Origin of the sequence: Bombilactobacillus bombi (genome assembly GCF_003522965.1) — a bacterium.
GTDB classification, from domain to species: Bacteria; Bacillota; Bacilli; order Lactobacillales; family Lactobacillaceae; genus Bombilactobacillus; species Bombilactobacillus bombi.
Window position 1 is genome coordinate 138,227 of record NZ_CP031513.1, and the last position, 24,623, is coordinate 162,849.

Sequence of the window (24,623 nt, forward strand, 5' to 3'; positions counted from 1 at the left end):
GTAATGACAGTCTACAAAATGACCCTTCAATATGATGGCACGCGCTATCATGGATTTCAACGTCAGCCAAAATTGCTGACTATTCAAGGAACAATTGAAAAAGCTTTAACTACTATGACCAAGGGCAAAGTAGTTGATGTTATTGGTTCAGGACGTACAGATGCGGGAGTCCATGCGTTAGGTCAAGTAATATCTTTTGATTATCCAGGAGATATTCCAGCAGATAAAATGGTCAAAGCGCTTAATAGTTTAATGCCACGTGATATTTTATTTGTCGATGGCAATTGGGCTGCCCATGATTTTAATGCGCGATTTGATACTGTTAGTAAAATTTATGAATACCGGGTGGCTTTAGGTCGCTATACGGATCCATTTTTACGGTTATACACCGGTCATTATCCGTTTAAAGTTGACTTGAATAGATTACAGCTAGCCTTAGAAGATGTAGTTGGCACTCATGATTTTACGAGTTTTGAAGCTAGTGGCAGTGTCATTCGAAATAAAGTAAGAACCATTTATACTGCCGATTTAGATACTAGTAACTATCCTCATGAAATTAGATTAATCTTTCATGGGGATGGTTTTTTGTACAACATGGTGCGGATAATGGTTGCGACACTTTTAGAAATTAGTAATGGCCGGCGAGATGTTCATGATTTTTTACGCTTATATGACGTTCAAGATCGTCAACAAGCGCGACTAACAGCACCAGCTAGTGGTTTATATTTAAAAAAAGTTTTTTATCCTGCTAATACCGTTGACTAACGGCGATAATGGGAGTATATTGAGAAATGGTATTGTTTACCCCACGATAGGCCCCGGAAAACTTATTGAGTGTGTAAACAGACACAGATATTGGAGGAAATTAAATGCGTACAACACCATTAGCTAAACCAAGTGAAGTTGAACGTAAATGGTATCTTATTGACGCAACTGATGTCGTTTTAGGACGTCTATCAACCGCTGTAGCTACAATCTTACGTGGCAAAAATAAACCAACATTTACCCCGAACGTTGATACAGGTGACCATGTTATCGTTATTAACGCTGACAAAATTAAATTGACTGGTAAAAAGGCTTCTAAGAAGCTTTATTATCATCACAGTAATCATCCCGGTGGTTTAAAAGTTAAATCTGCTGGACAGATTCTGGCTGATAATCCAGAAAGATTAATTGAAATGTCAATTCGGGGAATGCTGCCAAAGAATTCCCTTGGTCGTCAACAATTTAAAAAGCTCCACGTTTATGCTGGCTCAGAGCACAATAATGCTGCTCAGCAACCTGAAGTTTTAGATATTAATAAGTTGATTTAAGGAGGATATTAATTTGGCACAAGTATCTTATGCTGGAACTGGCCGTCGTAAAGATTCCGTGGCTCGTGTCCGTTTAGTACCTGGAAAAGGTAACGTTACTATTAATAAGCGGGATGCAAAAGACTACATCCCATCTGCAAGTTTAATCCAAGATTTGAAACAACCTCTAGATATTACTGAAACAACAGATAGTTATGATGTTTTAGCTAATGTTCAAGGTGGCGGTTTTGCCGGTCAAGCTGGCGCTATTCGTCATGGTATTGCACGGGCATTACTAGAAGTTGATCCTGATTTTCGTGGACCTTTAAAGCGCGCAGGCATGTTAACTCGTGACCCACGGATGAAAGAACGTAAAAAGCCAGGCTTGAAAAAGGCTCGTAAAGCTTCACAATTTTCCAAGCGTTAATTTATATCAGATTTATTTGAAACACTCTCTATTTTTGGAGAGTGTTTTTTTGTTGAAATTAATTTCAAAATTTATTTTTATTTAAAAAATTAATCAATTAAAACTAATTTTTACTTACATATTATTAGTAAATTCTTAACTACTATTTAACACTAACGTACTAGAAAAAAATAGTTTGAAGCTCTATCAAATTTCTATTTATTGATCTTATATCTAAAAGCGATAATTCCTATTGGAATATTATTAAATTAATTCCCTAAAAAAATAATTATTATTTATCATTAATAGACAATCATCTAAAAAATTGAAATTGTTATATTTAAATCGTATTTATGCAAGCGTTATAGAGTGTTATATAATGCGAAAAAGAGATTAATTTAAGAGTAATAAAATTACAATATTTTTAATATCAAAGTATTTTTTTGAAATCAAGTTAATGCTGTTTTAGCTACTAAAAGATGATTAAGTTGGGAATTATAAATAAAAAAATTGTTGACATTAAATTCTAGTTGCAATAGTATACTTCTTATAAATACTTTGAATATTAAACTAATTGTAAAGAGAAGGTGATACTTATAAGCATGCTTTTGGTTTTTATTATATTTGATGATAATAATATCAATTTTTATACGTCGCCTATTAATATTTCAACCATATCAAAGACATTTGTAAAGAAATTGATTTAAAACCATTTAAATAAGATATATTTTTAAAAGTGCATCTATTTTGATTATTAAAATATTTGTCTACCAAAATATATTTTTGAATTAATAAATAAAATTCTAATAAACTGTACATTATTTATTTGATAACCAAATGCATTACAAATAATTTAACAAGGAATTTTTTGAAGTATATAAGTTAATTAAATAGGAATTTTAAATAAATAATTATTGACAAATGTTAATTATTTATAATATCAAAGCTTTTATAAAGGTTGATAATTAAACTATTTGAAGGAGTTATATAGAAGATTAAAATGCTAGCAATTATAGCTGACTACTAATTATTGATTAACATAATAATTAATTGTCTTATCATTATTTCAAATAGTTATGAGTATTTTAAATTGTGTTAAATCTTGTTTTTTGATTCATGATTTTTCTTTTTGATTATTAATTATTCTTTATTTAAATATTTTTATAGTTTACAACATTGACGAATGTAGAAACTATTGTTAATATTTTGATAGTTGAAATATTTGATAATTAAAATAGGCGGTAAATATAATGGATCAAGCAAAATTAAAGCATATAAATAAACTCTTGAGTACTGTATTTGCAAATGTAATGCATGCTGAGGAGCAAGCTTTAAAAAATAGTCAGTTTAATGATATTACTATTCATGAAATACATGCGATTAATGCAATTACTATGTATCAACATAAGACGAGTTCGCAGATTGCTGCTGAATTGCAAATTACACCAGGAACTGTGACTACAATGGTTAATAAATTAGTACGAAAAGGTTATGTTGTGCGCATTCATAGTGACGATGATCGGCGCTTTGTACGTTTAGGATTAACCCGAAAGGGACGCTTATTCTATCGAATTCATGATGCTTATCATCGTAAAATGATTGGCAAAATTATGGATGGTTTTACTGATGAACAGGTTTATTTATTTGAAAAAGCCTTAATAAATGCTGAAGCTTTCTTTGAAAATCCATCGTTAGATGATAGTAGTATTGATGATAATAATTAATTTAGCGTTTATCATTTATTAGTATTTCTGCATGGATGTCTTATATTTATGTTTTAGCCTGATATTATTAATGCTGGCAATAATAATTGCACTATACTTCTTGGGGGAGAGGCGGAGTGTCTTTAACATTTAAAAGCGATGAGCTCAATAAATATATAATCGAAAATTTACTAATTGTCAGTTATTTGGCTTTAAAATTACTGTATTAAAATGCTAAGAGAGTTAAAAAACTATTATATGAATCTTGCATGCTTATTTAAGGAGCAGATAATGTGACCAATGATGAAATTTTTGAAAAAGTAAAAGCAATTATTGCTCAACAAACAGGCAATAATGAAAAAAAAAATTTTTTAAATTCAAATATCAAAAATGATTTAAATATGGATAGTTTAGATATTTTTGAAGTTATTAATGAATTAGAAGATCAGTTTAAAATCAGGATTGAAGATGAAACAGAAATTAATACAATAAAAGATTTGGTTAATTTCATTTGTCATCAGTTAATGATTAACTGACATATTATTTAAAATGGAAGCATAGTTTAATCAATCTATAAAATTTAGAATAGAGACCGCAAGATATTAATATATGAATTTTTCTTGCTATTAGCAAAATTTTTAATTTTAAATTTAGTTAAACTAAACCAGTATATATTATAATATTTAATTTGTTAATTATCAATTGTTAGTTTTATTTGGGGGGAACAAGTGAGGTACAAAGGACATGCGTTTAAATAAAACTTTAAAGAGATTAATAGGAATAATTATAGTATTGTCTTTATATATGTTGCTTTTACCACATAAAGTTCAAGCAGCTGAATCATTTGATGATTTAATAAGCAATAAGAATACGTTATTGCGCATTGGTGAGCAACAAATATTTGATGGTGATAACTATGTTGGGGCATCTCCATGGCCCCAATGGAATTATTTAGATGGCAATCGTGGGTTGCCATCGATTACAGATCCATATGACTTTCAAAATTATGCTAAAGTTAAAGAAACTGCTGGTGATCCAGCTACTAATTTTATTCCGCGAAAATATAATGACTTAACTTTTTTAACTCCAGATAAATTTTGGTATTATGATCCAACCAATCCAGATAATACTGATAAAACTAAGGAACCTAATCGTTATACTAACTTGCGTAATTTTATTTTTACGAGAGCGTCACCATCTTATCGTTCGGGTACTGGTAATGGTTTTATGATTGCTGACCATAGCAAACCGGCTTCACTTATTTTTAAAAAAATTGCTTTTGCCGATGGTAAATGGATTGATATGGTTTATACAGTAAAACTATTAGGACCAACTGGCCCGGGGCTTACAGGAATTGTTCGAGACTTTGCTTCTTATAAAAGTACAGGTACATCAGTTCCTGGTCGAGATGTTTATTTGAATATTGGAAATCCCGCTTATGGAACTTCAACAGCTGCAACTACAATTGCAAATAACAAATCCAGTTGGATGAATATGACTGCGTACGGAACTGCTTTTCCACGAAATTATTTAAGAGCTTCAGAAGCAGCACGTTGGCAAATAAACATTAAATTTGTAGAAGATAGAAGTACAGAAGATGATCCAACACCAGATGAAACTGATGATCCAGCTGTAGATTTATCAGGAAACTATCAAATTTTTAATTTAAATACTAGAAAGATTATTGCTTTTGATAGAGATGATTTGGATCTTACTGGCAATGGATCTGGTAATCAAATTTGGGCCATTAATAAAAATGATGGTGGTCCTGGTTCACCACCATTAGCAGATTCATTACCACATGTTAAAGGACATACAGACTCTTTAGGTCAATATTTTGAACTTTGGGGTGATTCTACTGACAATAGTGGTACAGATACTCGCTGGGGAATTGATTATTTATTCGATCATGGAAAGCTAAACTTTACTGCTATTCGTTCAGGTTCAACTGATGCTGTAACTGCAATGTATACTAATACCAGTAATAACCCATTAATTAGAGCCGAAGTACCTTATGCCAGTTTAAATACAACCCATAATCGTTTAGGAACGTTATATGATAGTACAGGAAATAAAATTACTACAACTAGTGATAAAATAAAATATACGCCACGAACAGTTCAATTTAACATTATGCAAAAATTCCCACCACAGCCAGATGGGGTATCGCCAACTAATTTTGATGTTAAAGATTTAGTAGCACCGAAGTATGTTAATATCGATCTTAGTAAGATTGATATACAGTCTTTGACAAGTAATCCGGTTGATGCAATGGTTAATGATCAAACGCAAACTTTAACAGGGCCAATAAGTGAAAGTGATACGACTAATAAGTATAGTTATAATTTGGATACATCCAAATTTTTGAGTACTCAATTCGATGGGTTCAAAGATAACTTTATTCGAGCTGATTTGAACTTTGATATGGATTGGGATACGAAAGATTCAAATGGTAATTATCCATGGAGAGCAGATTTGAAAAAAGAATCTGATGGAGATTATGTAGGCGTAAAACTTAGTGGTACTAATATGGCTCTTTATCGTAATGATAAGATTGGAACAAATCGTTACCCTACGTATACTAAAGTTAAAGATAGTACTGGTAATGGACAATTAAATCAAACTTATACTTCTTACGTTAAAGTCCCTAAACAAACTTATAACTTTGAATATATCAATAGTGCTAATAATACACCAATTAACCGTTTTAATACTTCAACACCTTCTATAACTTCGGAAAGTCGAGAAATTGGACAGACTTACGACGAATCAGATAAGGCACCACGTTATCTCACTGATACTGCTAATAAAGATTATGAGTTTAAAAAAGCTGTTTTGATTGATGAAAAGGGGACAGAAACTCCTATTTCACCATCAGATTTGAAAAATTTGGCATATCATTATGATGATGGTAAAGATAAAACAATTAGATTATATTATGATGGTGCAGTGAGTCGAACTACTTTTCATTATTGGGGAATTAATGATGCCACTGGTAATTCACAAAAGATTGATCCAGTAAATTATTATAGAAATCCCAATATTGTAGGTACTTTGCCAACGGATTTATATCAATTAAAGACAATTACAACTAATTCTAATTATACTATTGGTTCTTATGTTAATCCGACCACAATTAGAGAAGAAATTCCAACTTTAGATTTTGATAAAAAAATTATAAATGGACTTGTTTCACCTACTAATCAAGTTAATCAGGATGATTATGATCCTACAGGCCGTTATTATACAAAAGCACCGGCACCGAGTCTACCAGGACAACGATATTTAGGATATTATCAATATTACGTTGGTGATACTACAGCGACTTTTCATCCATATGATCAAAATGACAAAAACAATGATACTAACAATGCTTGGGCTAATGAAAAATACACTAATAAGAATCAAGTAATTGTTTATGCATATGTTTCTACCAGTACAGATGGACGAAGTACTTTAAATGTAGATCCTAATATTGATTTTGGTAAGGGGCTGACTTTGGATACTAAGAGATTGAATCAAGATAGTTTTAGCTTAAAACTAGGTAATAAATTTACCTATCTTGATCCTAGTTTTAAATGGCCTGATCGTAATTGGCAAGTGAATGTAGCAGCTGATAATTTGCAAAATGATAATGGAACAAGTGCTCCACCAGGCTCGAAAATCACATTTGATAAACCTCAAAGTATCTATGATCACGTTGCTGTCAGTGATAATACGACTAAGGTTAATACTGCTTTGAGTCAAACTTTTGATTCTGGCTTTACTTTAAATTTAGATGGTAATGAAACTAGTTTATTAAATGTTTTAGGATTATCCGATACGACTAATCTTGGAGTCGGCCCATATTTGAAATCGGAAAGTTTAACATTGAACTGGAACAAATCAATGATTCACCTAGAAGTACCGCAAAATATTAGCGGTGGTCATTATAAAGCCAAGGTGACTTGGACAGTGAAAAATAGCTTATAATATAATAATTTTTTAGTAGTTTGATCAAGTTGGTCAAACTATTTTTTTGTTGGCAAGCAGGGGACTTTAAGGTAAAGCCAGCTAATGTGATAAGATATTATATAGAAATAATCATTAGGAGATGCACACTCATGAAAAAGCATACATATTTAATGACAACTTTGAGAGATATTCATCAAGGCTTAGGGCGGTTTTTTGCAATTGTTGTGATTATTTTTTTGGGTGTCTTATTATTTGTCGGGATTAAATCGATTGGTCCCAATTTAGAAACAACGATTCATTCTTATATTGATACTCAAAAAGTTTCTGACTTACAAGTTGTAACAACTGCTGGCTTCACCAAGAAAGATCAACAACTCGTCCAGCAAATCAAATCTGCCCAAGTGCAGTTAGGTTATAGTTGGCCTTATCATGAACGCCAACATAATCAAAATTTGCAAGTTTATTCTTATAAAGCAAATTCTCCTCAAAATAAATTAACTTTAATTTAAAGGCACTTTTCCCAAAACGAAGAAGGAAGTAGTAATTGATGAAACTCTATGCAAAAATTACCCCTTGAATAGTACATTAATAATTAATAGTCAGCGTTTAAAACAGCATTCTTATCGCGTGGTTGGTTATGTGCAATCTCCTATTTACATAGATCAAAAAGAGCGTGGCAGAACGAATTTAGGAGATGGTAATTTATCTGGCTATATCTATTTGCCACAAAAGAATTTTACTGATACTGCTTATTCAATAATGTATATTCGTTTTGCTGATTTAGCTTCTATGAACATTAAGCCAACTTCTGCACAATATCAACATTTACTCCATCACAAAGAACATCAATTAAAAACTATTTTGCAAAAACGTAAGCGTTCTCGCCTGCAGGAAATTAAAAATCAAATTCAGCGCCAATTGCTACAGCAACAAAAACAATTAGATCTGTTAAGACAACAAAGACCTAATAGTTCACAGCTATTAACAGCTCAACACCAATTACAAGAAAGCAACCAACAATTAATAACGCCGAATTATTTTATCAACGAGCGTCAAGATAATCCTGGGTTTAGTAGTTTTACCAGTTTATCTCACCGAATTGATACTATTGGAAATATTTTTCCAGTCTTTTTCTTTTTAATTGGTATTTTAATTACTTTTACTACTATTACTCGCATGGTAGAAGAAAATCGACAAGAAATTGGTATTTTAAAAGCGATAGGTTATCGTAATTATGAAATTGCACAAAAGTATCTATTATATGCGTTTTTGACAGTTTTTATAGCTACTGTGGTAGGAATATTAGCCGGTACTAAATTATTACCCCCAATTGTTTATCAAATTTTAAGCTCAACTTATATTTTCCCTAGTTATCCGACTCATTTTTGGATAACACCAATTTTAGAGGCAATTGGTGAAGCACTAATTGCGACATTAGGTGCGACAACTTATATTTTAATAATTGATTTGCAGCAAAAACCAGTGACACTTTTATTACCCCCCACACCACCAACCGGCAAAAGAATTTTTTTGGAACGAATGACCAAAGTATGGCATCAATTCAGCTTTAATCAAAAAAGAATTTACCGCAATCTGTTCCGTTACAAAGCACGAATGATTTTAACTATTGTGGGAGTGGCTGGATGTACAGGATTAATGGTGGCTGGATTTGGCTTGCGTGATTCAGTTGGCAAAGTTGCATCAACGCAATTCAGGCAAGTAGAACATTATCAGGCAATTGTTACTTTAAAACCACAAACAAAACTCACTTTAACTAGTCCTATTAGAGATGCGATGAGCACTGAAACGCATATCAAAGATCAAATGCCAGTTTATTTGCAATCCATTCAAGTTCGACATCAGCCAGTAACCTTATATGCAGTTGGGCAGCGGCAACAATTAGATAAATATTTTACGTTGCTCAAAATTGGTTCTCAATCTCGAATGCAAATACCTACTCAAGGGGCGCTCATTACGCAAGGATTAGCTCGTAATCAAAAAATAAAAAGCGGACAAATAATAACTTTTCGAAATAATAATGGCCAAAAGGTATCTTTAAAAATTGCTGGAATAGTCAAAAATTATTTAGGCAATAATATTTTTGTGAAACAAAAGTATTTAAATAAACAAACACACCAAAAATGTCAGCCAAATGCTTTTTTGTTAAAAACGGCTTCTTTAACATCTAAACAACGAAAGCAATTCATTCAACATTTGCAAGCAAGCGGGCAAGTCATGACAACTACTTTTTTCCAAGCACAAATAAAACAACAAACGGCAGGCAATACTAATTTACAACCAATAGTTTTGATTTTTATTGTACTTTCTGGAATTTTAGCTTTTGTAGTGTTGTTTAATTTAACTAATATTAATATTTCAGAAAGACAACGAGAATTAGCCACGATGAAAGTGTTAGGCTTTTATAATCGCGAAGTGACAATGACGATTGCCGAAGAAAATATCATTTTTACAATTGTAGGAATTATTTTAGGTATAGGTGTGGGGCATATTTTAACGCAATTTATTGTAACAATGGCTTCTTCCAGTGAGGTGACTTTTCCACTGCTGATTCCTCTATCAGGCTATCTTTTTGCGATAATAATGACATTAATCTTTTTGATGATTGTATTAGTGATAACACATAAAAAATTACAAGCACTGAGCATGATTACAGCTTTAAAAGCAAACGAATAATACTAATTACTGACAAATATAAATTAAAAGATTGATAATGAATAAAGATTTACTTCAAGTTATAGATGAAATGCCGTCTAACAGCAAGAAACACTACAAAGGAGAATAAAAGTTATGACTAAGTTGACAGATACTTATACATTAAGTAATGACCTACAAATTCCCAAGATTGGTTTTGGAACTTGGCAAATACCGGCTAATTTGGCGCAAAAGGCCGTTTTAATGCCTTGGATTTAGGTTATCGCCATATTGATACAGCCTTAGTTTATCAAAATGAACAAGAAGTAGGTGCTGGTATTCAAGAGTCCAATATAAAACGAGAAGAAATATTCATCACTTCAAAACTACCCGCGAAAACGAAATCTTATGATCAAGCATTACAAGATTTTGAAACTACAATGGCTAATTTACAATTAGATTATTTAGATCTTTATTTGATTCATGCACCTTGGCCTTGGGCCCAAAAAGGGGCTAATTATGATCAGCAAAATCGTGAAGTTTGGCAAGCAATGGAAGAAATTTACGCTTCAAGACGCGTGAAAGCAATTGGAGTTTCCAATTTTAATGTTCATGATTTACAAAATATTTTGGATGTGGCTCAAATTAAACCAATGGTTAACCAAATTCGTTATTTTATTGGCAATACGGAAAATGAAATAACAGAATTTTCCCAGGCATACGGGATGTTAGTTGAAGCTTATTCACCTCTAGCCACAGGTGAATTGCTAAATAATCAGCAATTACAACATTTGGCCAAGAAGTATGGTGTCAGTTTGGCTCAATTAGCTATTCAATTTTGTGTGCAAAATGGTGTTTTGCCATTGCCTAAAGCTGTTCAACGTGCACATGCTGCTAATAATGCTCAATTAGATTTTGTGATTGAAACAACAGATATGGAACAGTTAAATAATTTCCAAAAAACAATTTAATAAAATTAGTGACTAGTCAATGAAAACCTGGTAAATTAATAATGCCTGTTTAGGTTTCCAAAATCCTATCACAAAGTGTAATTATTTACTTTGTGATAGGATTTTTTAGATAAGGAATAATTGTTATTTAACCAATATTAAATCGCATTGCGTTATAATAAATGAAAGGGTATCCAAATAAACAGAAAAGAAGGTTAATAATAGTTAGAGCTTACATCAAGTGGACTCTTTTTAGTTTTATTGGCAATCATTTATCTAATTGTTATTAGACAAGACCAACAATTAATTGGCTGAATGATATTTGTATATTAGGAGAATTTTATGACAAAAATATTTACAAGTCCCAGTACTTATATTCAAGGAGAGGGCGAATTATTTAATAGCGCTCAGTATTTGGAAAAGCATGGAAAAAGTATTTTGTTACTTGCCGATGAAAGCGTTTTGAAAATTGTTGGTAATAAATTAAATGATTATTTGTTAGATAATAATTTTACTGTTAAAATTGTTGTTTTTAATGGTGAAGCTTCAGAGTTAGAGATTAAGCGAATTTCTGAGATAGTCCAAAAAGAACAAAGTGAGATTATTATTGGCCTTGGTGGTGGCAAAACAATCGATACTGCAAAAGCAGTTGGGGATAATTTTAAGATTACCGTTGTGAGCGCTCCTACTATTGCTTCTACTGATGCTCCCTGTTCGCGGCTCTCAGTAATTTATACTGATGATGGCCAATTTGATCATTATCGTTTTTACAATGAAAATCCGCAAATTGTCTTGTTAGATACCAAAGTTATTGCAGGCGCTCCCGTAGCATTATTGATTTCTGGAATCGCTGATGCCTTGGCCACTAATGTTGAAGCAACTGATGTTCGTCAAGCACAAACTGATAATATGGTTGCGGGCAAACAAACACTTGCAGCCAAAGCAATTGGTCAAGCCTGTGAAGATACTTTATTCCAATATGCACAGTTAGCTATTGCTGCTAATAAGGCGCATGTAACGACAGAAGCATTGAATCGAGTTATTGAAGCTAATACACTCTTGAGCGGTTTAGGTTTTGAAAGTGGTGGGTTAGCAGCAGCACATGCTATCCATGATGGCTTTACGGCTCTTAAGGGCGATATTCACAAATTGTCTCATGGCCAAAAGGTTGCTTATGGTACATTGGTAGAATTAATTCTTAACGGTAGTGATTATCAACGTTTTGAAAAATTCTTGAAATTTGATTTAGAGTTAGGATTACCAACTACTTTAGCCGAGATGAATCTAGATCAAGTTAGTGACGAAGATTTAATGAAAGTTGCACAACAAGCGTGTTCTAAAGACGACACTATGAATCGGATGCCGGGGACAATTACTCCTAATGATGTCTTTGCGGCCATTAAAGCTGTGGATGATTATAGTCGCGATTATCAAGCCAAAAAGCGTTAATTTAAGTTTAATCAAAATACCAATCAAGAAAATATATTCTTGGTTGGTATTTTTTATATATGTAAAAAGTTACTAATAAATTTATACTTATTAATTCGAAGGGTTATCGTAATCTAAAAGTAATTCAACGATTTTACCATAATTAATGATACACTAAATAAAGCAAAACTATTATGGAGGAAAGTTAATGATTGAAGCAGTTTTATTCGATATTGATGGCACTTTGTTGGACACAGAAAAACAAGTCTTGGCTGGCTTGCAGCACGCCTTAAAAGAGCAAAAAAATTTAACTGTGGCTAGTGAAGATTTATTCTATACTTTAGGAATTCCTGGAGAAAAAGCTGTGGCTGATTTTGCAGATTCTCCTCAAGAAATTGCAGCCATTTTAACTAGTTGGGAAGAGCAAATGAAAATTAATTTTCAGTCGGTGAAAATTTTCCCAGGTATTATCGATTTATTGAGGGGCTTGCAAAAAAAGGGTATAAAAATGGGCATCGTAACTTCTAAAACGCAATCTGAATTTGATGATGAAGTCAAACCTTTTGGGTTGAATCAGTATTTTCAAACGATTGTAACTGCTTCTGATACAACTAAACATAAGCCTAATCCTGAACCAGTTTTAAAGGGTCTAGAAAATTTACAAGTTAATCCTAAGACTGCAATTTATGTGGGAGATGCTGTTTATGATTTACTTAGTGGACAACAAGCAGGAGCTAGATTTGCTTTAGCAACTTGGGGTGCCAAAATCCATTCTGAATTTACTCAGGCAAACTATCAATTACAAAATCCACACGATTTATTAGATATTGTGCAACAAGAAAATAACTAAAAAGTGCTAATCAACAAGTAATTGCTGATTAGCACTTTTTATCGTAAATTTTTATAGCTTGAAAGGTTGATTAGTATTCAATAATTGATGTGTTTTTAAATCCATGAAATACATGGAAATAGTACTCTTAGTATCACCAATTGCATACATCATCGCGGTATCAATTTTTTGTCCAGGAGCTACTTCTTGTTGGGCTGCGTTTAACTTATCCTGAGCGTCATGATTATCACTTGCGGGAGTAGCTGCCGATAAGAGCTGGTCATTTTGTTTTAGTTGTAAATCCTGACTAACTATATCAGATGGTTTTAGCGGTTGTTTACTTTTATTGGTAAAAGTATATTCAATAAATAAAGCAGGTTTATTACTACTATCAGGTATTAATTTAACACCATCGGAAGAATTATTTAGTTGAATAGTAAAATCATCAGAATCATATTTCATATCATCATAAGAACCAGAATTTTTCCAATCGCGAGCTTTCGGCTGCACAGCTTTTTGAGTTGCCTGTAAGCTTTTTTGCTGTTTCTCAACATCTTTAGCAGGATGCTGGCGTTTTTTTGATTTTAAAGCTTTATCGGGTGAATCTGTTATTTTTTCAGTCTTAAGGGGACTATGAGAAGCAGTAGCTTTTTTAGCAGGCTGCAACCATAAGTAAAGACTCAGACCGATAGCTGCAACTGCAATGATTGCAATTATAATCCAAACAACAGGTCGTTTCCAAAATTTTATTGGCTTGTTTTTAACATTTCGTTCAAGGTCATTTTGTTGCTGATCTGAAGGGGATGTAAATTGGGGCTGCTTATTAGTTGGATAAGCTGGCTTTTGGTTGGATTTAAAATTTGATTGTTTTGGATTGATTTGGGGGACGGCAATAGTCGTTTGAGTTTGTGCTGGCCGTGGTTGTGTACTAAAATTCCCTCTATAATTAGAATTGGAATTAGTTTTCTGGGGGTTAGTTGTTTGGGAAAATTGCTGTTTTGGTACAGGTTGAGTTCTATTATTTGTACGTGGTTGTTGATTACGCTGCTGATAATCTGGCTGAAAATTAGGAGCAACTGGAGCTTGATTGAACTGATTATTGTTAGTTCTTTCTCCATTTTGAGGTGGAACTTGTGGTTGTTGCACTGGATTTTGAACTGACTGATTGTTGATATTTTCCTTCCGTGTCTTAAAACGATGATGCCCACGGTTATTTTGCTTTGGCATGTCGTGACCTCCTCACCTTATATTAATATTATACAATTTTGCTGCTTAATTAAAGACCAAGAGGCAAATCAACACTAAATTTTAACAAATGTTTTAGAAGAGTAGTTGAATTTATTTAATAAAAGTGATATAACAGTCTGGTTGCAGAAATTGAATTGTTGAATTGATGGAGGAATAAAATCATGTTATTTGCTAATCGTCGTTTGTGTGATTACGAAGTAGTTGGAATATTTAATATGGTTAGTGGTGAGCAGGTTGTCACTAAAAGAATTTGCCATAATGTTTCTAAGCGTGAAGCTGCTGCTCATATGAAGCAATTTGTTCAAACTAATTATCATGATACTTTGGATCTACATCGACCTATCAAAGTAGCAGTAAAATCAATTCATTAAACTTTTAATAATAGAAAAATAAAAATTAAATTTAAAGCAGGATTGAACTTAACTTCAATCTTTTTTTGTATTTTCATATTTATATTGCATTAAATGTTAGGTTATCCTAAAATCATCTTTATTAGGAGGCTAAAACATGGCTGAACATCATCAAGCAGGTAACTTGTCTGATACTAAGTTTGCAGGCGTGACAATTTTAAATGCGACAATTACAATTGTTGAATTTATTGGTGGCATTCTATCGGGAAGTTTAGGATTAATTTCAGATGCATTTCATAACATGGAAGATACTTTGTCAGTAGTTTTATCTTTTGTTGCACATCTCATTAGTAAAAAGGATAGTAATGAGCGCCAGACATTTGGTTATCAACGTGCAGAAATTCTAGCAGCGTTTGTTAACTCGGCAATTTTAATTGCTATTACTATCATTTTGATATTTGAAGGAATTCGACGTTTGGGTCATCCCCAAAAAATTAATAGTGGTATTATGCTGCTTGTTTCTATTGTTGGGTTAATTGCTAATTTGCTTTCTATGTTATTAATGGAAGCTGATTCTCATCACAATTTGAATATTAAGGCTACTTTTTTACATATGGCTGCAGATACGTTATCTTCTTTAGGAGTCATTGTAGCAGCGTTATTGATTAAATATTTTAATTGGTTTTGGGCAGATCCAGTATTAACATTATTAACAGCTGCTTGGATTATGAAAGAATCATACAGTGTCATCAAGCAGACTGTTTCTATCTTAATGGAAGCCAGTCCTAATATTGATTTGCAACAATTACAACAAACCATGCTTCAAATTCCAGAAATTGTTAATGTTCATCACGTTCATCTTTGGCGCCTTGATGAACATTTAATTGCCTTTGATGCTCATATTAATGTCCAATCAACCGAAACAATGGCACAATTAGAAGCTATCTATCAAAAAGTTGAGCAATTATTAAAAGAACAATATGGCATCAACCATGTTACATTGCAAGCTGAGTGTCAACGTGGATTGAATGAAAATTTAGTCTATCATCATAAAAATTAATAAAAAGTGATTCGATTTAATGGCCAGAAGCGCATTTTAACGACGCCGATAACACGATCATGAGACACAAAGCCAAAAACACGACTATCAACAGATTGATGGCGATTATCCCCTAACACGAAATAAGAATGGCGGGGGACTTTTTTGGTACCAAAAGACTTTTGTAAACTAAAATCCGGTGTCAATAATTGCCCAGACTTTAATTTGGCCTTGTAAGGATCTAAATAAGGTTCATTAATAGCATGGCCGTTAATATAGGTAACATCATTTTTAGAGGTAATAGTGTCTCCTGGCAAACCAATCACACGTTTAATAAAGGGCTTATTTTCAACGGACCCAGGAGGATCGATAATAATAATATCACCACGATGAATATCAGCGTTCGGCGCAGCGAAAACTCGATCACCATTATAAAAATTGGGCTGCATGGAACGTCCCCGGACTTCACCATTAATCCATACAACATTCACAATTACATATGTTAAAACAATGACTGTGGTAAACAAACCTATGAGAATCGATAATAAATAGGCGTTGTTATGAATTTTAGCTTTTAAAGTAATCCAAAGTTTTTTCATTAGATGCATAATAGTTCTCCAAATTGTATTTTTACTTAATATAGAATAATTTTTCTGAAAAAAGGTTCAATTAATGTTAACATAAAGAAAAGACTGAATAATCGAGGTTTTGTAGTGTGTTATTTCATAGTATTAGTGGCGTTTTAATTATTTTAGTAATGATTCTGATTGGCTATGCGCTCACACAAATCGGTTGGTTTGATGAACGTTATAGTCGAGTAACTTCTAAGTTGGTTACACAAATTGCCCTTCCTTGCTACATGATTAATACTATCACTTCTAAATTTTCGCGAAATGAACTTTTTCAGATTTTTCCTGATTTGAAATTTCCGATTTTATCGATGACTATTTTATTTATTGCGTCTTATGGTTTTCAGTATTTATTGCGGATTAATCCGGAACATTATGGCTTATTTAAGTCTATGTTTTCTAATTCTAATACTGTTTTTGTAGGATTGCCAGTTAATATGGCTCTCTTTGGAAAAGCCAGTATACCTTACGTTTTAATTTATTACATGGCTAATACTACCTTTTTTTGGACATTAGGTGTCTATTTGATTAGACGTGATGGTGATTCCAAAGAACGTATGAGTTTACTAGCTATTTTTAAGAAAATTTTTTCACCGCCTTTATTAGGATTTATGTTCGGAGTTGTATTAGTATTATTAAATATTAAGTTACCAAACTTCATTTTAACAGATACTAAATATATCGGTAGTCTAACTATTCCATTATCAATGTTTTTTATTGGGATGAAATTAGCCCAAGTAGGGATTCGTAATATTCATTTTTCCAGAGATATGTTTGGTATCTGTTTTGGACGCTTTATTTTGGCGCCGTTATTAACATTCGTCTTAGTCTATGCGGCACATGTTCCTGATATTATGAAGGAAGTATTTGTAATTCAATCAGCTATGCCAGTAATGACCAATGCGCCAGTTGTGGCCAAACTCTATAATGCAGACTCGGATTATGCAGCAGTAATGGTTACAACGACCACGGTATTAAGTTTAATCGTGGTACCGATTTTAATGAATCTAGTTACGCGGATATTTTAAGTAGGTAAGAAAATGGTAAAATTAATTTTAGTACGACATGGACAAAGTGTGGCAAACGCTAAAAATGAATATACTGGTTGGTCTGATGTTGCCTTAACTAAAAAGGGACGCCAACAAGCTGTCCAAGCAGGACAATTGCTGGCGCAAGCCCAGATTGACTTTTTGGCTGTACATACGTCAGTTTTACAACGAGCTATTATTACAGCTTATATCATTCAAGAGCAGTGTGGAGTTTTGGATATCCCTATTTATAAATCATGGCGCTTAAATGAACGTCATTATGGGGCTTTACGGGGATTAAATAAAGATTTTACCCGTCAAAAATATGGCGTAGAGCAGGTGGCTTTGTGGCGGCGTAGTTATGACAGTGTTCCTCCCAAGTTAAAACAAGTTGATACACATTTGCGCGCATATCATAATTATCCTCAAAGTATTTTGCCAGCATCTGAAAGTCTAGCAATGGCATTAAAGCGAACCGTACCATACTTTCAAGATCAGGTAGCACCACAACTGTTGGCTGGTAAGAATCAGCTAATCGTCGCTCACGGCAGTACTTTGCGGGCTTTGATTAAGTATCTGGAAGATATTAGTGATCAAGATATTGATGGAGTGGAAGTGGGGAATGCACAACCAATTATTTATCAATTTGATAAACGTTTAAACATTCTTAATAAAACCATTCTTCAATAATAACATTGGCATCCAAAAAAGAGAGCTTTGACAAATTGTCAAAGCTCTCTTTAAATTTAATTAATTATTCTTCGTCTTCATCTGTATTTTCAACGTCATCATATTTAATTAGCGGATCACGTTGGACTAATCGCAGTTTATCAGATCTTAATTGTCCCAAGGTTAGTGGAACACGTTCAACGACAACATCACTATAAGATAGTCCAAACCAAGTAGCTGGTGCAACTGTATAGCGTTGCATCCATAAACGCGCTTGAATAATATTTTTCTTAAGGTTATCTAATTGCGTATCTGGAGATAGGACTTCCTGGATTAAAACAAAGGAAAAGTCTCCAACACTGCGATCAGGAATCGTAGTATAAGTTTGTGGTTGTCGTGGTAATTCGCCTTTAATCATCATTTCATTAACAATTTGGCGTAAAAAGAAATTAACTTTTTGTTCCATCCGAAAACCAAGATAAAGTTGGACATTCACCATGTAATCAGTACCAAAGGTATCAACACTATATGCCGTGGTATAAGGTTTGTCAGTAACATTCACCGTAACAAACCAGTAAACTTTGGCTCGTTTAGGTCGCTTATCTAAAATGGAATAAAGAATATCTTTTTTAACTTTATAACCATCATGAATTTTAGTTAGATAAACTAAATTAGTAGTATAAAGAGGCATAGAATCATCTTCACTAAGTTCTTTAAGTTGTTTTTTGTATGCCAGCAAAGATACATATTCACGATGAAAAGTGTTGTCGTTTTTCAGTAATTCACCGTATTGCCAAATAATCATAATCATAATTAAAATGCAGGCAATCGTAAAGGTAACATATCCACCTTCAAAGAATTTAACACTATTGGAAATTAAGAAGATAGATTCAATAGCAAGGAAAAAGGCAATAATAATTTTGGAGAAAAATGGATTATGTTTAGTTGTTGATAACCAAGCATTTAAAAGAACGGTTGTCATTAACATTGTGATTGTAATAACCAGTCCGTAAGCTCCAGCCATCCGCTCTGAAGTTTCAAAATATAAGACAATAGAAATACATAATACCCAAATAATGTTATTAACCGCAGGAATGTATAATTGTCCTTTAAAATTCGTTGGATAAATCATTCGTAAACGAGGTAATAATTTTAATTTAGTAGCTTCAGATACCAAGGTATAAGAACCAGAGATAAGAGCTTGAGAAGCAATTATCGCTGCCAAGGTAGCAATGATAGTCATCGCTAAACGAAATTGAGCAGGAACCATTTCAAAAAAAGGATTCAGAGACTGAATATTTTGATAAGCAGGTAAGCCTTTAACTTGGTTCAGCCAAACAGCTTGCCCCAAATAGTTAATCAGAAGACAAATCTTTACATATGGCCAACTACCATAAATATTATTGCGTCCAACATGACCCATATCAGAATATAAGGCTTCTGCCCCTGTAGTAGCCAGAAAAATACTACCCAAAATAAAAATACCGTTTTTATTTTCAGTACTGAAGAGAGTTTTGATAGCATAATACGGATTTAATGCACGTAAAAAACTCCAATCTCCAGCAAGCCGATATAATCCAGCAACAGCCAAACTAGTAAACCAAACCATCATAACAGGACCAAATGCACGTCCTAAAGCCTCAGTTCCAAAGCGCTGAATGAAAAAAAGCACTGACAAAATGACAATAGTAACGATTACAACAGTGTGTTGACTATTAATCAAAATGTGGTGATTAATTTCTAATCCCTTAAGTCCTTCCACAGCAGTAGTTACCGTGACAGCAGGGGTCATCATCCCATCAGAAAGAAAAGTGGCTCCACCAATCATTGCAGGAACGATTAACCATTTGGCTTTTTTGCGGACTAATGTGTACAACGCAAAAATGCCACCTTCACCGTTATTATCAGCTCTCAAAGCAATTAAGACATACTTAGTAGTTGTAATAATAGTCAAAGTCCAAAAAATCAAAGAAACACTACCTAAAATAAAATCCGTCGAAATATGAGCTAAACCACCGTTGCCTGCTACCAAAGATGACATGGTATACATCGGGGAAGTCCCAATATCACCGTAAACAACTCCTAAGGCAACTAAAATGCCAGCAAAAGACATTTTATTGTGAAGATTCTTTTTAGAATCTAAAGAATTTTGCATTTTCATTTTACTCTTACTCTCTTTGTTATCAATGTTGATATATTTAACACATTCACACATTAAATGCAATATAATGCTTAGTTTCATATTGCATTATAGCAGAAAAAACTAAGTTCGGGTGCTGTTCTTTGAGTAAAATAATGCTATTATAAAGTTCAGATAAAATTGAGGATTTGATTATGTGTAAAAAACGTAAACTACTAGCTTCTTTATTAGTTATTTGGAGTGTTTTGTTTTTAGGTTCGCCTCATGTAACAGCCCAAGCAGCTAATAAGACACCAAGTGCTATCAAAAACTTATTAAAAACTAATGAATTTAGTGGCAGTTTATTAATAGTTAAAAAAGGGCTTCCCTGGGTACAACAATATTTAGGATATGCTGATTATGAACAAGGTCGTTTGAATGGTCCCAAGTCTGTGTATCAATTAGCCTCGCTAGAAAAATCTTTAACAGCAACTTTACTTATTAAGGCGCAAGCGCAACATAAATTAAAAATGACTGATTCATTGCAAAAATATTTTCCTGATATTCCCTATAGTGCTAATTTGACTTTAAATCATTTAATGCAAATGCAATCAGGACTAGTTTTGCCCAATAAAGTGCCAACTAAGCTTGCAGGACGCCGATTGGATAATTATCTCAATCGTCATACTCATTTTGACAAAAGTTATGTTAATCGTTGGCATTATAGTGATGTTAATTACATTTTGTTAGCACGCATTTTAGTGAAAGTGAATCACTGTTCCTATCAAGAACTATTTAATCATTATTTTAAAAAACCATTACATTTAAAGAATACTAATGTCGATGATAATTATGAATTTAATTCTCAACATACAACAGCCTATGATGTCCAAAAACGACCTGCCAACTATACATTACCTTTAACCTTGAATACGCAATTATTAAATTTTGAAGTGGGCGCTGGGCAGTTGTACTCTAACGTAAAAGAATTTTATCGGTTACAGGCTGCTATTGTTCAAGGAAAAATTGTTAATCGTGCGGCTATTAGACGTTATCGCCAAGTACCAACAACCAATCATTATAATGGCTATAATGGTGGTGTATATAACGATGATCAGCATCAGTATTTTTACGCTCATGGAGTAGAACAAGGATTTGATACAGTTTTTGTAATGTCAAATAATGGCCAAAATGCAATAATTTTATTTAGCAACCGCCATAATCCTTATACAGATAATACGATTAACATTGCAAAAACGTTGTATCAACAAGTTTTTGAATAAACAAAAATAGTGTTCCTCAAAATGATGATTTCATTGAGAAACACTATTTTTAAATCTTAAAATTCAATTTTAAGCTAAAGCTCCCATGGGATCCCATGGAGCTAAAACTTTTGGTGAATCTTTTTCTTGATCGTAAGCTTGTTGTAAATTTTCTGGTAAATATTTTTTGTTAATGACTAATTGATAAACAAATTGGTCAAACCAAGCATCACTCATAACAAAGTAGCCTTTAGTTCCGACTTTTTCACCCCAAGAATTTTCAACTTTCCATTTGGTAGGATGTCCCTCGTTATCCAAATCAACTCCAGTTAAAACCATCGCATGATCCATCATACTTTCACCATAATCTAGGCGTTGAGCTTTGGTCATACTAAAATCAATATTAAAGAGTCCATCTAAATCGTAAATAGCAGTATCCATAATTCCAGCTTTACGATCAGACATTTGTACGACATCACTACCGAACCAGATTGCTTCGCCAGCTTGAAGTTGTTTAACTGCAGCCTGTTTAAAATATGCCAAGTCCAAATTTAAATGACGTACTTGCCGGCCACCAACAACATTACCAAGTAATTCTACTGTATAAACATGATTGTAAGGTTTATCTTGAGTAGGAGCGTTGATTGTAGAAATATATTCAGGTAAATTAAGATCAATATATTTTTGATAAAATGCTTGTGGAGTAATGTTGTTTTCACGATGGAAGTTATGGTCATCATCACGGTATGACCAGTCAAAGTGAGTTGGAGGTTCACCAATGGCGTACACTAGCATCCGATAGACTTCGCTGAGCATTTGTTCTTTTTGAGCTTCAACATCATGTTCAGGGACACCATCGTTAACTAATTGACGTAATTTGACGGCATCTTTGCGTAATTTTAGATTGAGAACTTGATTTAATTCGGATGAGTTAGTGCGACTAGCGGTATCCGGCATCACACTTTTAGGGACTACACCATATTTTTCAAATAAACCGCAAACCATGTCCCATTGACCACCATCTTGTTGAGGCGTTGCCATTAAAAAATCAACCTTACGGTCACCAATTGGCAAATCAGCGGTTTTAATGACATTTTCATAGAAGTAATTAGACTTTTCTAACTTATCCCAAAAGAAGACATAACCTTGAGAAAGTTCAAAATCTTTAATTTTGAATTTGGTTTGCATGGGATGACGTAATGTATTCAAGGCTGCAAAAACCCAACAAAGTCCAGATTGCTTTTGGTCAGCGACTTTTCCAGTGTCTAATTCAATCGAAAATGTTGGATCCATAGAAACTTTAGATTTTAAAGTGGTACTAGATTTATAAATACCATTATTGGCAACACTATTTTTAATGACATTAGCTGCCGGAGTTTTGTCAAACTCGGCTGCAAATTTTTGTAAACTTGTTGCATCAATTGCTTTTACCATTAATGAAGTTCCTCCTTTAATTAAGGAAATTTAATAATAACTTTATCTTAAATTTGGTTAATAGTCTAGTATTTAACGAATATTTTCAATAATTTTTGGACCATCATCACAACCAACAACAACAGTATTCACTAAATCTAAAAAGAGACCATGCTCAATAATTCCAGTTTGATGATCAAGCCAATCAGCTAAGAGATGTGGATGTTTAATCTGACCTAAATGTAAATCAATGATATAGTTTTTCATGTCAGTTAATAAATTATTGCCTTGTTTATCTATCCGAAATGCTGGTTTTAGTCCTTCTTTTTCTAATCGTTGAAATAGTTGCTGGCAACCAAAAGGATTAACTTCTAATGGTAGAGGGAATTGGCCTAAAGTTGTGACCATTTTGGATTGGTCAACAATCCACAGATTGCGTTGAGAATTTAATGCAACCGTCTTTTCATAGGTGTGAGCACCACCTCCACCTTTAATGCCTTGAAAATTATGGTCAATCTCATCGGCCCCATCAATGGTTAAGTCTATGTGATCAACATCATTTAATTTTTTTAAGGGAATTCCTAATTTCTCGGCTTGATCCCAAGTTCTAGTTGAGGTTGTAACACATTGGATTTTTAACCCTGCTTGAACGCGGCGTCCTAGTTCTTCTACCATATAATAAACTGTGGAACCTGTACCTAATCCAACAGTCATTTGCGGCTTGATAAAATCGACGGATTTAATACCTACAGCTTTTTTTAATTCGTTTTGGTCCATCATAATTAATTCTCCTGATTTTGAATAGGATTTTTGAGTAGATATTGGATATCTTCTTCCTGTTGAAAAACTTTTTTAGCATAGGGACAGACAGGAACAATTTTCCAATGATTTTGAATAGCTAAATCTAAGACTGCCTGCAATAACTGTCGAGCTAGTCCATGATGCCGATAATTTGGTGCGACAAAGGTATGATCAATACTAATTGTTTGATCATCAATTTGGGTATAAGTGATTTCCCCTAATAAATTGTCTGCAGCATCATTATGATAAAATCGACCAGGTTCAAAATTTAGTTGCAACGCAATCGCCTCCTATAATTATTTGCTATAATAATCATACCTCAATATAATTTTAATGTCGTAGTTAAGGAGTTAATTAGTTGAAAAAACGTGGATTTGAAATTGTTACCCGTTATCAAGAGCAAAATTTATCTTTACCACAGCGTCAAACCCAAGCTGCTGCTGGTTATGATATTGCCGCTGCTGCAGATTTTACAGTACCGTCAATTTGGAATTCTGGGGCACAGCCTACTGCTCAAAATCTTAAACCAGTTTTAGTCCCAACGGGTTTAAAAGCTTATATGCCTGAAGATGAAGTCTTGTTATTAGTCAGTCGCTCTAGCAGTCCTTTAAAAAGGGGATTAATACTACCGAATTCAGTAGGTGTAATTGATGCTGATTATTATAATAATACTAATAATGAAGGTGAAATTTTTGTGCAAATGTTGAACTTTTTTTCAGAAGATTATCAGATTAAAAAGGGAGACCGTATTTGCCAGGGAATTTTTGTAAATTATTTGACAACTGCTGATGATCACCAACAAGGTGCAAAACGCTTAGGTGGTTTTGGATCGTCAGGAGACTAAGGAGGAA

22 protein-coding genes and 1 pseudogene are annotated in these 24,623 nt (G+C 33.3%); 17 read left to right on the forward strand and 6 right to left on the reverse strand.

Annotation, left to right across the window (positions count from 1 at the left end):
- Positions 1-3 precede the first annotated feature (3 nt).
- The 11 genes and pseudogenes from truA to DS830_RS00745 all read left to right on the forward strand — a co-directional run bounded on the left by truA (position 4) and on the right by DS830_RS00745 (position 13,235).
- Positions 4-765: a tRNA pseudouridine(38-40) synthase TruA gene (gene truA, locus DS830_RS00695; RefSeq protein ID WP_118907913.1), complete on the forward strand. Its 762-nt coding sequence runs from the start codon at positions 4-6 to the stop codon at positions 763-765.
- Between the two features lie 104 nt (positions 766-869).
- Positions 870-1,313 carry a 50S ribosomal protein L13 gene (gene rplM / locus DS830_RS00700; protein WP_118899438.1) on the forward strand — a complete coding sequence of 148 codons (444 nt, stop codon included), beginning with the start codon at positions 870-872 and terminating at the stop codon, positions 1,311-1,313.
- 13 nt (positions 1,314-1,326) lie between these two features.
- The gene (rpsI, locus tag DS830_RS00705) at positions 1,327-1,719 is read left to right on the forward strand and encodes a 30S ribosomal protein S9 (RefSeq protein WP_118899437.1); all 393 of its coding nucleotides are present in this window, start codon (positions 1,327-1,329) and stop codon (positions 1,717-1,719) included.
- A 1,229-nt stretch (positions 1,720-2,948) separates the two neighbouring features.
- A complete protein-coding gene (locus tag DS830_RS00710; protein WP_118907914.1) occupies positions 2,949-3,422 on the forward strand; it encodes a MarR family winged helix-turn-helix transcriptional regulator in 474 nt (157 codons plus the stop codon).
- A 272-nt stretch (positions 3,423-3,694) separates the two neighbouring features.
- Complete coding sequence (locus DS830_RS00715) at positions 3,695-3,937, forward strand: acyl carrier protein (RefSeq protein ID WP_118907915.1); 243 nt, start codon at positions 3,695-3,697, stop codon at positions 3,935-3,937.
- A gap of 208 nt (positions 3,938-4,145) precedes the next feature.
- On the forward strand, positions 4,146-7,373 hold the full coding sequence (locus tag DS830_RS00720; RefSeq protein WP_118907916.1) for an RHS repeat domain-containing protein: 3,228 nt from the start codon (positions 4,146-4,148) through the stop codon (positions 7,371-7,373).
- Between the two features lie 131 nt (positions 7,374-7,504).
- A complete protein-coding gene (locus DS830_RS00725; protein WP_118907917.1) occupies positions 7,505-7,864 on the forward strand; it encodes a hypothetical protein in 360 nt (119 codons plus the stop codon).
- A gap of 64 nt (positions 7,865-7,928) precedes the next feature.
- A complete protein-coding gene (locus DS830_RS00730) occupies positions 7,929-10,049 on the forward strand; it encodes an ABC transporter permease (protein ID WP_118907918.1) in 2,121 nt (706 codons plus the stop codon).
- A gap of 114 nt (positions 10,050-10,163) precedes the next feature.
- Positions 10,164-10,978 (forward strand): annotated as a pseudogene (locus tag DS830_RS00735) (aldo/keto reductase family protein).
- 321 nt (positions 10,979-11,299) lie between these two features.
- The gene (locus DS830_RS00740; protein ID WP_118907919.1) at positions 11,300-12,406 is read left to right on the forward strand and encodes a glycerol dehydrogenase; all 1,107 of its coding nucleotides are present in this window, start codon (positions 11,300-11,302) and stop codon (positions 12,404-12,406) included.
- A 187-nt stretch (positions 12,407-12,593) separates the two neighbouring features.
- Positions 12,594-13,235 (forward strand): HAD family hydrolase, encoded by a 642-nt coding sequence (locus DS830_RS00745; RefSeq protein ID WP_118907920.1) that lies wholly within the window; start codon positions 12,594-12,596, stop codon positions 13,233-13,235.
- A 51-nt stretch (positions 13,236-13,286) separates the two neighbouring features.
- Here DS830_RS00745 and DS830_RS00750 read toward each other — a convergent pair whose 3' ends face one another.
- Positions 13,287-14,441 carry a DUF5067 domain-containing protein gene (locus DS830_RS00750; RefSeq protein WP_118907921.1) on the reverse strand — a complete coding sequence of 385 codons (1,155 nt, stop codon included), beginning with the start codon at positions 14,439-14,441 and terminating at the stop codon, positions 13,287-13,289.
- Positions 14,442-14,623: 182 nt separating this feature from the next.
- Here DS830_RS00750 and DS830_RS00755 point away from each other — a divergent pair, with 182 nt between their 5' ends.
- Both DS830_RS00755 and DS830_RS00760 read left to right on the forward strand, forming a co-directional pair.
- On the forward strand, positions 14,624-14,833 hold the full coding sequence (locus DS830_RS00755) for a hypothetical protein (protein ID WP_118899419.1): 210 nt from the start codon (positions 14,624-14,626) through the stop codon (positions 14,831-14,833).
- A gap of 136 nt (positions 14,834-14,969) precedes the next feature.
- On the forward strand, positions 14,970-15,872 hold the full coding sequence (locus tag DS830_RS00760; RefSeq protein ID WP_118907922.1) for a cation diffusion facilitator family transporter: 903 nt from the start codon (positions 14,970-14,972) through the stop codon (positions 15,870-15,872).
- On the opposite strand, the gene lepB is transcribed toward DS830_RS00760, so the two are convergent.
- Positions 15,869-16,459, reverse strand: coding sequence for a signal peptidase I (gene lepB, locus DS830_RS00765; protein ID WP_118899415.1), 591 nt, complete (start codon positions 16,457-16,459; stop codon positions 15,869-15,871). The genes DS830_RS00760 and lepB overlap by 4 nt on opposite strands.
- A 107-nt stretch (positions 16,460-16,566) precedes the next feature.
- Here lepB and DS830_RS00770 point away from each other — a divergent pair, with 107 nt between their 5' ends.
- Positions 16,567-17,508, forward strand: a complete 942-nt coding sequence (locus DS830_RS00770) for an AEC family transporter (RefSeq protein WP_259335367.1) — start codon at positions 16,567-16,569, stop codon at positions 17,506-17,508.
- A 12-nt stretch (positions 17,509-17,520) separates the two neighbouring features.
- Positions 17,521-18,198: a 2,3-bisphosphoglycerate-dependent phosphoglycerate mutase gene (locus tag DS830_RS00775; RefSeq protein WP_118899413.1), complete on the forward strand. Its 678-nt coding sequence runs from the start codon at positions 17,521-17,523 to the stop codon at positions 18,196-18,198.
- Between the two features lie 64 nt (positions 18,199-18,262).
- Here DS830_RS00775 and DS830_RS00780 read toward each other — a convergent pair whose 3' ends face one another.
- A complete protein-coding gene (locus DS830_RS00780) occupies positions 18,263-20,332 on the reverse strand; it encodes a KUP/HAK/KT family potassium transporter (RefSeq protein WP_118900390.1) in 2,070 nt (689 codons plus the stop codon).
- Positions 20,333-20,511: 179 nt separating this feature from the next.
- On the opposite strand from DS830_RS00780, the gene DS830_RS00785 reads away from it, so the two are divergent.
- Entirely contained in the window at positions 20,512-21,579 is a 1,068-nt protein-coding gene (locus DS830_RS00785; protein WP_118907923.1) for a serine hydrolase domain-containing protein, read from the forward strand.
- Between the two features lie 69 nt (positions 21,580-21,648).
- On the opposite strand, the gene DS830_RS00790 is transcribed toward DS830_RS00785, so the two are convergent.
- The 3 genes from DS830_RS00790 to DS830_RS00800 all read right to left on the reverse strand — a co-directional run bounded on the left by DS830_RS00790 (position 21,649) and on the right by DS830_RS00800 (position 24,050).
- A complete protein-coding gene (locus DS830_RS00790; protein WP_118907924.1) occupies positions 21,649-22,992 on the reverse strand; it encodes a C1 family peptidase in 1,344 nt (447 codons plus the stop codon).
- 72 nt (positions 22,993-23,064) lie between these two features.
- Positions 23,065-23,748 (reverse strand): ribose-5-phosphate isomerase RpiA, encoded by a 684-nt coding sequence (gene rpiA / locus DS830_RS00795; protein ID WP_118909070.1) that lies wholly within the window; start codon positions 23,746-23,748, stop codon positions 23,065-23,067.
- A gap of 5 nt (positions 23,749-23,753) precedes the next feature.
- Complete coding sequence (locus DS830_RS00800; RefSeq protein ID WP_118907925.1) at positions 23,754-24,050, reverse strand: GNAT family N-acetyltransferase; 297 nt, start codon at positions 24,048-24,050, stop codon at positions 23,754-23,756.
- A gap of 80 nt (positions 24,051-24,130) precedes the next feature.
- Here DS830_RS00800 and DS830_RS00805 point away from each other — a divergent pair, with 80 nt between their 5' ends.
- Positions 24,131-24,616: a dCTP deaminase/dUTPase family protein gene (locus DS830_RS00805; protein WP_118907926.1), complete on the forward strand. Its 486-nt coding sequence runs from the start codon at positions 24,131-24,133 to the stop codon at positions 24,614-24,616.
- The last annotated feature ends 7 nt before the right edge of the window (positions 24,617-24,623 follow it).

What these genes read in the sequence shown, in the direction of transcription:
- truA (WP_118907913.1), top strand. Translation starts at nt 4, where the DNA reads ATGACAGTCTACAAAATGACCCTTCAATATGATGGCACGCGCTATCAT.
- rplM (WP_118899438.1), top strand. Translation starts at nt 870, where the DNA reads ATGCGTACAACACCATTAGCTAAACCAAGTGAAGTTGAACGTAAATGG.
- DS830_RS00710 (WP_118907914.1), top strand. Translation starts at nt 2,949, where the DNA reads ATGGATCAAGCAAAATTAAAGCATATAAATAAACTCTTGAGTACTGTA.
- DS830_RS00720 (WP_118907916.1), top strand. Translation starts at nt 4,146, where the DNA reads ATGCGTTTAAATAAAACTTTAAAGAGATTAATAGGAATAATTATAGTA.
- DS830_RS00725 (WP_118907917.1), top strand. Translation starts at nt 7,505, where the DNA reads ATGAAAAAGCATACATATTTAATGACAACTTTGAGAGATATTCATCAA.
- DS830_RS00740 (WP_118907919.1), top strand. Translation starts at nt 11,300, where the DNA reads ATGACAAAAATATTTACAAGTCCCAGTACTTATATTCAAGGAGAGGGC.
- DS830_RS00745 (WP_118907920.1), top strand. Translation starts at nt 12,594, where the DNA reads ATGATTGAAGCAGTTTTATTCGATATTGATGGCACTTTGTTGGACACA.
- DS830_RS00750 (WP_118907921.1), bottom strand. Translation starts at nt 14,441, where the DNA reads ATGCCAAAGCAAAATAACCGTGGGCATCATCGTTTTAAGACACGGAAG.
- DS830_RS00755 (WP_118899419.1), top strand. Translation starts at nt 14,624, where the DNA reads ATGTTATTTGCTAATCGTCGTTTGTGTGATTACGAAGTAGTTGGAATA.
- DS830_RS00760 (WP_118907922.1), top strand. Translation starts at nt 14,970, where the DNA reads ATGGCTGAACATCATCAAGCAGGTAACTTGTCTGATACTAAGTTTGCA.
- lepB (WP_118899415.1), bottom strand. Translation starts at nt 16,459, where the DNA reads ATGCATCTAATGAAAAAACTTTGGATTACTTTAAAAGCTAAAATTCAT.
- DS830_RS00775 (WP_118899413.1), top strand. Translation starts at nt 17,521, where the DNA reads ATGGTAAAATTAATTTTAGTACGACATGGACAAAGTGTGGCAAACGCT.
- DS830_RS00780 (WP_118900390.1), bottom strand. Translation starts at nt 20,332, where the DNA reads ATGCAAAATTCTTTAGATTCTAAAAAGAATCTTCACAATAAAATGTCT.
- DS830_RS00785 (WP_118907923.1), top strand. Translation starts at nt 20,512, where the DNA reads ATGTGTAAAAAACGTAAACTACTAGCTTCTTTATTAGTTATTTGGAGT.
- DS830_RS00790 (WP_118907924.1), bottom strand. Translation starts at nt 22,992, where the DNA reads ATGGTAAAAGCAATTGATGCAACAAGTTTACAAAAATTTGCAGCCGAG.
- rpiA (WP_118909070.1), bottom strand. Translation starts at nt 23,748, where the DNA reads ATGGACCAAAACGAATTAAAAAAAGCTGTAGGTATTAAATCCGTCGAT.